9 protein-coding genes are annotated in these 10203 nt (G+C 75.6%); 8 read left to right on the top strand and 1 reads right to left on the bottom strand.

Annotated features, from left to right (window positions below):
* The 4 genes from dacB to hpt form a co-directional block, all read left to right on the top strand.
* Positions 1–1336 (top strand): D-alanyl-D-alanine carboxypeptidase/D-alanyl-D-alanine-endopeptidase (gene dacB, locus MHY29_RS09195; protein ID WP_239240516.1); only part of this gene is annotated, 1336 nt, incomplete at its 5' end.
* A 66-nt stretch (positions 1337–1402) separates the two neighbouring features.
* Positions 1403–2578 (top strand): zinc-dependent metalloprotease, encoded by a 1176-nt coding sequence (locus MHY29_RS09190; protein ID WP_224355856.1) that lies wholly within the window; start codon positions 1403–1405, stop codon positions 2576–2578.
* A 34-nt stretch (positions 2579–2612) separates the two neighbouring features.
* Positions 2613–3803 carry a tRNA lysidine(34) synthetase TilS gene (gene tilS / locus MHY29_RS12395; RefSeq protein ID WP_224355855.1) on the top strand — a complete coding sequence of 397 codons (1191 nt, stop codon included), beginning with the start codon at positions 2613–2615 and terminating at the stop codon, positions 3801–3803.
* Positions 3804–3857: 54 nt separating this feature from the next.
* Positions 3858–4409, top strand: coding sequence for a hypoxanthine phosphoribosyltransferase (hpt, locus tag MHY29_RS09175; RefSeq protein WP_224355853.1), 552 nt, complete (start codon positions 3858–3860; stop codon positions 4407–4409).
* Between the two features lie 93 nt (positions 4410–4502).
* Here hpt and MHY29_RS09170 read toward each other — a convergent pair whose 3' ends face one another.
* Complete coding sequence (locus MHY29_RS09170; protein ID WP_239240513.1) at positions 4503–5558, bottom strand: hypothetical protein; 1056 nt, start codon at positions 5556–5558, stop codon at positions 4503–4505.
* A 355-nt stretch (positions 5559–5913) separates the two neighbouring features.
* Here MHY29_RS09170 and ftsH point away from each other — a divergent pair, with 355 nt between their 5' ends.
* From ftsH to folB, 4 genes are all read left to right on the top strand, one after another.
* Positions 5914–7995 (top strand): ATP-dependent zinc metalloprotease FtsH, encoded by a 2082-nt coding sequence (gene ftsH / locus MHY29_RS09165; protein ID WP_239240494.1) that lies wholly within the window; start codon positions 5914–5916, stop codon positions 7993–7995.
* A 16-nt stretch (positions 7996–8011) separates the two neighbouring features.
* Positions 8012–8728 (top strand): GTP cyclohydrolase I FolE, encoded by a 717-nt coding sequence (gene folE, locus MHY29_RS09160; protein ID WP_224355849.1) that lies wholly within the window; start codon positions 8012–8014, stop codon positions 8726–8728.
* Positions 8729–8862: 134 nt separating this feature from the next.
* Positions 8863–9738 carry a dihydropteroate synthase gene (gene folP, locus MHY29_RS09155; RefSeq protein WP_224355847.1) on the top strand — a complete coding sequence of 292 codons (876 nt, stop codon included), beginning with the start codon at positions 8863–8865 and terminating at the stop codon, positions 9736–9738.
* Positions 9735–10103, top strand: coding sequence for a dihydroneopterin aldolase (gene folB, locus MHY29_RS09150; RefSeq protein WP_224355845.1), 369 nt, complete (start codon positions 9735–9737; stop codon positions 10101–10103). Before folP ends, folB begins: the two co-directional genes overlap by 4 nt.
* Positions 10104–10203: the final 100 nt, after the last annotated feature.

The following is a 10203-nucleotide window of genomic DNA, read 5'->3' as shown; positions in this document are numbered from 1 at the left end:
CGCGATCGGCGACGCCCCGGCCGCCTCCGCGCCGTCCGCCCCGGTCCCGGCCGCCTCGCCGTCCGGGGGCGCGACGGCGCCGTCCTCCACCGCGTTGGCGTCCGTCGCCCCGGTGGACCCGGCCGACGTGGCCGCGGCCGTGGCCCCGGCGCTCGCACAGGCACCGGGGACGGCGTCGGCCGAGGTGCGGGACGCGGCCACCGGCGAGGTCCTCTACGCGCGCTCCGCGGACCAGGCGGTGGCGCCGGCGTCGGCCCTGAAGATCCTCACCGCCGTCACGGCCGTGGACGTCCTCGGTGCGGACCGCGCGCTCACCACGTCCGTGGTGGCCCTGCCGGGCGGCGGCGCCACCGAGCTCGTCCTGGTGGGCGGCGGCGACGCCCTGCTCGGCGCCGGCGCGTCCGATCCGGGCCGCGTGGACGGCCGTGCCGGCCTGCGCACCCTCGCCCGGCGCACCGTGGCGGGCCTGCGGGAGCGCGGCGTGACGGGGCCCGTGGCGGTCAGCACGGACCTGCGCCTGTTCACGGACGCCTCCCCCCTGAACCCCGCGTGGTCCGCGGGGCTCGTGGAGAGCGGCAACATCACCGCGGTGCAGCCGCTGGCCACGTACGGCGGGCGGACCGCGCCGGGCACAGGGGAGGACCGGATCGCGGACCCGGCCGCGTTCGCCGCCCTGGCCTTCCAGCGGGAGCTGACGGCCGCCGTCGCCGACTCGGGCGCGGACCTGTCCGTGCGCGCCCGGGACGTGGTCCCCGCCACCTCGGCGCCGCGCGGCGACGTGCTCGCCACGGAGCCGGTGGCGCGCGTGGAGTCCGCGCCGGTGGGCCAGCAGGTGGCGTACCTGCTGGCCCACTCGGAGAACCAGGTGGCCGAGGTGCTCGCCCGCGTGGCCGCGGCGGCGGACGGGCGCCCCGCCACGCACGCCGCCGTCCCCGGGCTCCTGCGCGACCGCGCGGCGGCGCACGGGGTGGACACGGCCGGGATGCGGCTCGTGGACGCCTCGGGGCTGTCCCCTCAGAACCGCGTGACCGCGCACCAGCTCGCCGGGCTGGTCGAGGCCGTGCAGGCAGACCCGGCTCTCGCCCCGGTGCGGGACGGACTGCCCCGGCCCGGTGAGGACTCGACCCTCGCCGAGCGGTTCCCGGGGAGCCCCGCGCGCGAGGCCGTGGCCGCGAAGACCGGCACCCTGGACCAGACCGTGTCCCTCACGGGCACCGTCACCACGGGGTCCGGGCGCGTGCTCGCGTTCAGCATCGTGTGCTCCGGTGTGGACTGGCGGATCGCGCCGGCCCGCGCCGCGATCGACGAGGCGGTGAGCGCGCTCGCCGCGCTCTGAGCGGGCGGGCGCGGCGTCGGGCCCGGGACGCGCTGCCGCGTCCGGTCCCTGTGGTCTGATGGATCCATGACCGCCGACCAGCCCGTCCCCTCCCCGGCCCACCCCGTGGACTGGGACGCCGCCGCGCGCGCGGCCGGCTCCCTGGCCGCCGCCGGACCGCGGATCGGCACCCGCGAGGCCCGGCGCGAGGCCGAGGGGCTGCGCGCCGCCGCGGCGGCCTCCGTGGCCCACGTGCACCGGCTGACCGGCCTGGCCGCGGCCGAGGACCTGCGGGACTCGCAGGTGCTCGTGGTGGACCGCCCGACGTGGTCCCTCGCCAACACGCAGTCCTTCGCGGGGCTGCTGGAGCCGTCCTTCGCGCACCTGCGCGCCACGCGGCCCCAGGAGTACGCACTCACCACGGCACCCCTCACACGCCGCGCGGCCGCCCTGGAGATGGGTGGGATCCTCGCCTGGCTCTCCTCCAAGGTCCTCGGCCAGTACGACCCGTTCTCCGCCCTCCCCGGTCCTGACGGCGTCCCCGCCGGTCCCGCGGGCGGCCGCCTCCTGCTGGTGGCCCCCAACGTGGCGCAGGTCCGCCGGGAGATCCACGTGGACCCCGCCGACTTCCGCCTCTGGGTGTGCCTGCACGAGCAGACCCACCGCGTGCAGTTCGCCGCCGCCCCCTGGCTGCGCGGCCACCTGCAGGGGGAGATCACCGCGCTGACCGGCGGGCTGTTCGACAAGGCCGAGTCCCTGCCGGAGCGCCTGCGCTCCGCCCTGGCCGCCGCGAACCCCCTGGGCGCCTCGACGTCGCCGGGCGCCGGGCGCGCGGGGCAGGACGACGGCGCCGCCGGGCCCGGCGGGCGCCCCGCGCTGGGACTGCTCGGCGCGATCCAGGACGAGGAGGACCGCGCTCGGCTGTCCCGGCTGACCGCGGTGATGTCCCTGCTGGAGGGCCACGCGAACGTGGTCATGGACGCCGTGGACTCCTCCGTGGTGTCCTCCGTGAAGACCATCCGCCGCCGGTTCGACGCCCGCGGGGACCGCCGCTCCGGCCTCGACCGCCTGCTGCGCCGCCTGCTGGGCATGGACGCGAAGATGGCGCAGTACCGGGACGGGCAGCGGTTCGTGGACGCGGCCGTGGCCGAGCTCGGGAGGGACGGGTTCAACGTGGTCTGGGACGCGCCCGAGCTGCTGCCGAGCGAGGAGGAGATCCACGCGCCGGACCGCTGGGTCGCGCGGATCCGTGCCCAGGCCTGAGCCCCCCCACGCTGTCGTTCGAGAGACGAACGGCGTGTCGAGCCCTTTCGTTCGCGATGTGGTCGCCGTCCCCGGCGCACCCACCCTGCCCGCCCTCGCCGGCCCGTGGCCGCCGCGGTCCCGCTGGCCCGAGCCCCTGCACCGGGCCGTGGAGTCCGTCCGCGCGGTCCGCGCGGAGCATCCCGGCCCGGTCCTCGTGGCGCTCTCCGGCGGCGCCGACTCCCTGGCCCTCGCGGTCGCCTGCGCCGTGCTGGCGGGCACGCGTGCGGGGGAGCGGCTCGGCCCGGCGGGGGCCGTCGTCGTCGACCACGGGCTCCAGGACGGCAGCGCCGCGGTGGCGGCGGCGGCCGCCCGGACCGCCCGGGCGCTGGGCCTGGCGCCCGTCACCGTGGAGGCCGTCACCGTGACCCCCGCCGGCGACGGACCCGAGGCCTCCGCCCGCTCCGCCCGCCGCACCGCGCTCGCCCGCGCGGCGGAGGGGGTCGGGGAGGGGACCCCCGCCCTCGTGCTCACCGCCCACACCGCCGACGACCAGGCCGAACAGGTCCTCCTCGGCCTCGCGCGCGGATCCGGCACCCGCTCCCTCGCGGGCATCCCGGCGCACGGCGCGCTCCCCGGCGGGGTGGCCCTGGCCCGCCCGCTGCTCGGCCTGAGCCGCGCCGACACCGAGGCGATCTGCCGCTGGGCCGGGCTCACCTGGTTCACGGACCCCCACAACGCGGACCCGGCCCTGCTGCGCTCGCGGGTCCGCACACGGATCCTGCCCGCCCTCGAGGACCCCGACACCGGCCTCGGCCCCGGCCTGCGCGCCGCCCTCGTGCGCACGGCGGCCATCGCCGCGGAGGACGCCGCCGCCCTGGACGCCTGGGCCGACGACGCCCTCGCCCGCCTCCGCCTGCCTGCCCCGGAGACCGACCGCCCCGCCCCCGTCCTCCTCGACCTCGACGCCCTCGCCGCGCTCCCGGCCGCGGTGCGCCACCGGGTGCACGCCCGCGCGGCCCGGGCCGCGGGAGCCGGCACGCCGTCCCGTGAGCGGATCCTCGCGGCCGACGCGCTGGTGGCGGCCGCCCACGCCGGGGGCGGCTCGGCCGGGCCGGTGGAGCTGGGCCACGGCGTCACGGTGCGCCGCGTCGCGGCGGGGGAGGGCGGCGTCGGCGGCCGGAAGGAGGGCGGTCCGTCGGGGTGTGCCAGACTTGCCTACATCCCCCGCCCGGCGGACCGGTGAGCCGGGCCGGGCGACCTCGCACAGCACCCCACGAAGCACCTCAGGAGCGGCGCCATGGACGCACAGGATGTCCAGAACGATCTCACCCACGTCCTCATGTCGAAGGAGGAGGTCCAGGACACCATCCGTGACCTCGCCGCCCAGATCGACCGCGACTACGAGGGCAAGGACCTGCTGATCGTGGCCGTGCTCAAGGGCGCCGTCATGGTCGTGGCGGACCTGACCCGCGCGCTGCACTCGCACGTGGAGATGGACTTCATGGCCGTCTCGTCCTACGGCTCCGGCACCAAGTCCTCCGGCGTCGTCCGCATCCTCAAGGACCTCGACGCCGACCTCACCGGCCGCCACGTGCTGATCGTGGAGGACATCATCGACTCCGGCCTGACCCTGTCCTGGCTGAAGGCGAACCTGGAGACCCGCGGCCCGGCGTCGGTGGAGATCTGCACGTTCCTGCGCAAGCCGGACGCCATGAAGGTGGACATCGACGTGAAGTACGTCGGCAAGGACATCCCGAACGAGTTCGTGGTGGGCTACGGCCTGGACTACGCGGAGAAGTACCGCAACCTGGACTTCGTCGGCACGCTCGCCCCGCACGTCTACAGCTGAGCCGCGCCGCGGCTCCCCCGTGGGGAGGCGGCCGAGTGAAGCGGACACGCCGCCACGGACCCCGTCAGGGGTTCCTATGACGGCGTGTCCGCTTCACTCGCGTCCGGGGGTCCATCCACGACGACGCAGTGCGGCCTCCGCCAGGGCCGTCGTGCCGCGGAACCCCTCCGCGAGGTCTGCGGCGGCGGCGCGGATGACCACGACCCCTCGGCGCTGGAACGCCGCGTCGCGGAGGGTGTCCCTGCGCACCTGGACGGGATCGTCGTGTCCGGCGCCCTCGTACTGCAGGACCACGCCGTGGCGACGCCACCCGAGATCCGCCGTCGCCGGCCGGCTCCGGGAGAAGGCGGGATCCCACACCTCCAGCTGCAGCTCCGGCTCGGGGAGGCCCGCGTCCAGCAGAGCGAGCCGCAGCCTGGTCTCCGGCGGTGAGTGGGCGCCGTCGCGGACCAGGGCGGCGGCATCCCGGGCGAGGACGGCGTGACGTTGGCCGGGTCGGGCGGCCGCCTGCACCAGGGCTGCGCGGGAGCACAGGGGGTCCGCGCGTTCCGGGCCGGAGGAGCACACGAGCCGGTCTCCCAGGACCACCAGTTCCGCGAGGTCCAGGAGGCTCGCCAGATCCCGCCATGTGCGGGCGGGCCCCGTGACCGGGATGGGGCCGTCGAGCGGCGGGCCGGGGCCGCGGACGAGCTGTGCCCCCTCGGAGGTCGGCCGGCGCCGGTGCATCCGGACCCCTGCAGGAGCGCTGTTCGCGGTGCCCGGTGGGCGGGTGACGTGGAGCGTGCGGTCGGCCGCCAGCCGCGTCGGCAGCCACAGTCCGGTCAGTCGGGCCGCGGTCAGATGGGATGCGGTGGCGTCCGGTGCCGCGGCGAGCACTCCGGCGAGGGTCTCCTGTTCCGACGGCGTCAGGCGGCTGGCCAGGACCCACGGGGTGTCGGCGCCGGAGGCGGCGGCCGGGCGGGGCGGCAGCGCGGGGTCGACGGTGGAGCCGCCGTCCGTGGCGCCCGTCCAGACCAGGACCCCGCGCCGGAGTCGCCGCACGTCCGAACGACGCAGGCGGGAGGCGGGCACGCCGAGGGCGAGTGCGGAGGCCGTGGTGAACGGCCCGCGGCGCAGGACCGCAGGCAGGTCGCGGGGCGGGCGGGACATGATGTCAGTGTGAGGCGGCCAGCGCTCCACGGGGCCGCCTGTCCACAGGAGTCGGTCCGTCGTCGTGAGGGGCCCTGAACGGACGGGCCGAGTGAAGCCGACGCGCCGCCATTCCTCGGCTCCCCGCCCTCCGTGACGGCGTGTCACCTTCACTCGGCGGGTGGGGGCGGGGGAGGGATGCGGGAGGCATCGGGTGGCTGTCCACCTGGCGCGAACAGTCGAGGCGGCCCTGGGCCCCGCCCGGTAGCGTGGGGCAGTGACCCTCGGGAGGGGTCTCGTCCGCGTCCCCGCGCGGCACGCCGCGCCCGCCCGAGCCACGCCCGGCCCCCGCGGCAGACCAGGAGACACACGGACCGTGAAGAAGCAGTTCAACAAGCCCTACATCTGGATCCTCCTCGGGCTCCTGGTGCTGGGCCTCGTGATCCCCCTGACCACCGCGCAGTCCGGCCGCGGCATGGTGGACACCAACGTGGGCATGGCCCTGCTGAGGGACGACAAGGTCGCCCAGGCCCGCGTCGTCGACGGCGAGCAGCGCGTGGACCTGACCCTGCGCGAGCCCCTCTCCCAGGATGGCCGGGACCTCGGCAAGGACGTGTACTTCCAGTTCTCCGCCGCCCGCGCGCAGGACGTGGTCCGCACCGTGCAGGACTCCTCCGTGGACGGCTACCAGGACGAGCCCGTCCGGGACAGCTGGCTCCTCTCCCTGCTGGGCCTGATGATCCCGTTCCTGCTCATCTCCCTGCTGTTCTGGTTCCTCATGTCCCGCATGCAGGGCGGCGGCGGCAAGGTCATGCAGTTCGGCAAGTCCCGGGCCAAGCTCATCAACAAGGACAACCCGGACGTCCTGTTCAAGGACGTCGCCGGCGCGGACGAGGCCGTGGAGGAGCTCCACGAGATCAAGGAGTTCCTCACGGAGCCGGAGCGCTTCCACGCCGTGGGCGCCAAGATCCCCAAGGGCGTGCTGCTGTACGGCCCGCCCGGCACCGGCAAGACGCTGCTGGCCAAGGCCGTGGCCGGCGAGGCCGGGGTCCCGTTCTACTCGATCTCCGGCTCGGACTTCGTCGAGATGTTCGTGGGCGTGGGCGCCTCCCGCGTGCGCGACCTCTTCGAGCAGGCCAAGGCCAACGCCCCGGCCATCATCTTCGTGGACGAGATCGACGCCGTGGGCCGCTCCCGCGGCGTGGGCATCGGCGGCGGCAACGACGAGCGCGAGCAGACGCTGAACCAGATGCTCGTGGAGATGGACGGCTTCGACGCCTCCACCAACGTCATCATGATCGCCGCCACCAACCGTCCGGACGTGCTGGACCCGGCGCTGCTGCGCCCGGGCCGCTTCGACCGGCAGATCCCGGTGGAGGCCCCGGACCTGGACGGCCGCGCCAAGATCCTCGAGGTCCACGCGCAGGGCAAGCCGATCGCCCTCGACGTCGACCTGCGCTCCCTGGCCAAGCGCACCCCCGGCTACACGGGCGCGGACCTGGCCAACGTGATCAACGAGGCCGCGCTGCTGACGGCCCGCTCCCGCAACAACGTGATCGACAACGCCGCCCTCGACGAGGCGGTGGACCGCGTCATGGCGGGCCCGCAGAAGCGCACGCGCCTGATGAACGAGCACGAGCGCAAGGTGACGGCCTACCACGAGGGCGGGCACGCGCTCGTCGCCGCGGGCCTGCGGAACTCGGCCCCGGTCACGAAGATCACGATCCTCCCGCGCGGCCGCGCCCTGGGCTACACGATGGTGGTCCCGGAGAACGACAAGTACTCCGTGACCCGCAACGAGCTCCTGGACCAGCTCGCCTACGCGATGGGCGGGCGCGTGGCGGAGGAGGTCGTGTTCAAGGACCCGTCCTCGGGTGCCGCGAACGACATCCAGAAGGCCACCGAGACCGCCCGCAAGATGGTCACGGACTACGGCATGAGCTCCAAGGTGGGCGCCGTGAAGCTCGGTTCCGCGAACACGGACCCGTTCCTGGGCGGCGGCGGGGCCGCGTCCCGCGAGTACTCCGAGGAGCTGGCCTACCTGGTGGACGCGGAGGTCCGCGCCCTCCTGGACGGCGCGCACGCCGAGGCCCACTGGGTGCTCACCGAGAACCGCGACGTGCTGGACCGCCTGGCCGCGGAGCTGCTCGAGAAGGAGACCCTGACCCAGGAGCAGATCGCGGAGATCTTCAAGGACGTCCGCAAGCGCCCGGAGCGCCCGCTGTGGCTCGCGGCGGACGACCGGCCCCCGCACGACGTCCCGCCCGTGCTCACCGCCAGGGAGCGCGCGAGCCGTCTGGAGGGCGAGCAGCCGGAGGCCGTGGGCGTCGAGGGCACCACGGTGCCGGACGCGCCCGAAGGCGCCCCGCCCACCGCTCTCGGCGGCGCCGGCGGGTCCGCCGGCGGCCCCGGGGACCTGCCCGGGCAGCACAGCCCGACGCCGGGCCCCACCTACTGATCGAGAGCGGGAGAGCATGACCGAGCAGCACCGAGACGCGGCCCTGGCCGACGCGCACCTGCACCGTCCGCACGAGGCGGCGGCGGACGTCGCCCCCACGACGGGGGCCGGGGCGGCCCTGGCCGGCGCCGTCCCCGGCGTGCCCGGCACGTTCGACCCGGACCAGGACACCGTGGACCGCCCGCGCATCGAGGCGGCCGTGCGGGAGATCCTCCTGGCGATCGGCGAGGACCCGGATCGGGAGGGGCTGCAGGACACCCCCAAGCGGGTGGCCAAGGCCTACGCGGAGTTCTTCGCGGGCCTGCACCAGCGCCCCGAGCAGGTGCTGGGCACCACGTTCGACCTCTCCCACGAGGAGCTCGTGCTGGTGAAGGACATCCCGTTCTACTCGACGTGCGAGCACCACCTGGTGCCGTTCCACGGGGCCGCGCACATCGGGTACATCCCGTCCGCCGAGGGGCGCGTGACGGGCCTGTCCAAGCTGGCCCGCCTGGTGGAGCTCTACGCCCGCCGGCCGCAGGTGCAGGAGCGGCTGACCACCCAGGTGGTGGAGGCGCTCATGGAGCACCTGCAGCCGAAGGGTGCGATCGTCGTCGTGGAGGCGGAGCACATGTGCATGTCCATGCGCGGCGTGCGCAAGCCCGGCGCCAAGACCGTCACCTCGGCCGTGCGCGGCCAGCTGCGCGACCCCTCCACGCGTGCCGAGGCCATGAGCCTCATCATGCACGGCTGAGCCCTCGGGCATCGGCGCCCGCCCCTTCCTCCCGGTCGACGTCGTCGACGGGGGACCGTTCCGGGCCCCCTGCGGCGTCGGGGGTGCATGCCAGACTGGGTGGAGACCGCCCGCGCAGAGGAAGGACGCACGTCATGCTCCCGAAGCCGTTCCACGAGCTCCCGGACCGCACGCTGGTCATGGGCATCCTGAACGTCACGCCGGACTCCTTCTCCGACGGCGGCGCGCACGACCGCGTGGACGCGGCGGTCGCCCACGGGCTCGACCTGCTGGCGCAGGGGGCGGACCTGATCGACGTCGGCGGGGAGTCCACGCGCACGGGCGCCACGCCCGTGGACCCGGCCGAGGAGCAGCGCCGCATCCTGCCGGTGGTGGAGGCGCTGCTGGCGGAGGGCGCGGTCCTCTCGATCGACACCATGCACACCGCCACGGCGCGGGCCTGCCTGGCGCTGGGCCCGGTGATCGTCAACGACGTCTCCGGTCTGGTCCACGAACCGGACATGCCGGCGCTGGTGGCGGAGTCCGGCGCCCCGTGCATCCTGATGCACAACCGCGGGCACGCGCAGGTCATGGACTCGCTGGCCCACTACGAGGACACCCTCGGGGAGGTCGTCCGGGAGCTGTCCGAGGTCACGGACCGCTTCCTGGCCGCGGGTGCGTCCCCGGAGCAGATCATCCTCGACCCGGGCCTGGGGTTCGCCAAGGCCGGCGAGCAGAACTGGGAGCTGCTGCGCGGTCTGGAGCGCATCGAGTCCCTGGGCCGCCCGGTGCTGGTCGCCGCCTCCCGCAAGCGGTTCCTGGGCACGGTGCTGGCCGGTGAGGACGGCACGCCGCGGCCCGCGCTCGATCGGGACCACGCCACGGCGGCGGTGTCCGCGATCTCCGCGGCGCACGGGGCCTGGGGCGTGCGCGTGCACGACGTCCGCTCCTCCGTGGACGCCGTCCGAGTGGGAGACGCCTGGCGCGGGGCCGCCCCGCGGCCCGCCGGCCCGGGGGAGGCGCGCGCATGAGCGACGTCATCCGCCTGACGGGCCTGACGGCCACCGGCCGTCACGGCGTGTTCGAGCACGAGCGGCGCGACGGGCAGCCGTTCACCACGGACGTGGCCCTCACCCTCGACGCCGGCCCCGCGGCCGCCCGGGACGACCTGGCCCGCACCGCGAACTACGCCGAGGTCGCCGAGACCGTGGTGCGCCTGGTGACGGGGGAGCCGTTCGACCTGATCGAGACCCTCGCCGTCCGCATCGCCGAGGCGGTGCTCGCCGAGCAGCCCGTGGTCACCGCGGTGGAGGTCACCGTGCACAAGCCGCAGGCCCCCATCCCGCACGACTTCACGGACGTCTCCGTGACCGTGGCCCGCCGGAGGGGCGCATGAGCCGCCCCGAGGCCGCCACAGCCTCGATCCCCGGGGTCACCGTGAGCACCGCGCACCTGGACGGCCCGCGCCCCGACGTCCTCCGCCCGGACTCCACACC

Origin of the sequence: Micrococcus sp. ACRRV (assembly GCF_022346985.1) — a bacterium.
GTDB classification, from domain to species: Bacteria; Actinomycetota; Actinomycetes; order Actinomycetales; family Micrococcaceae; genus Micrococcus; species Micrococcus porci.
The sequence above is the reverse complement of the archived record's forward strand: the minus strand, read 5'-3'. Positions and strand labels throughout refer to the sequence as shown.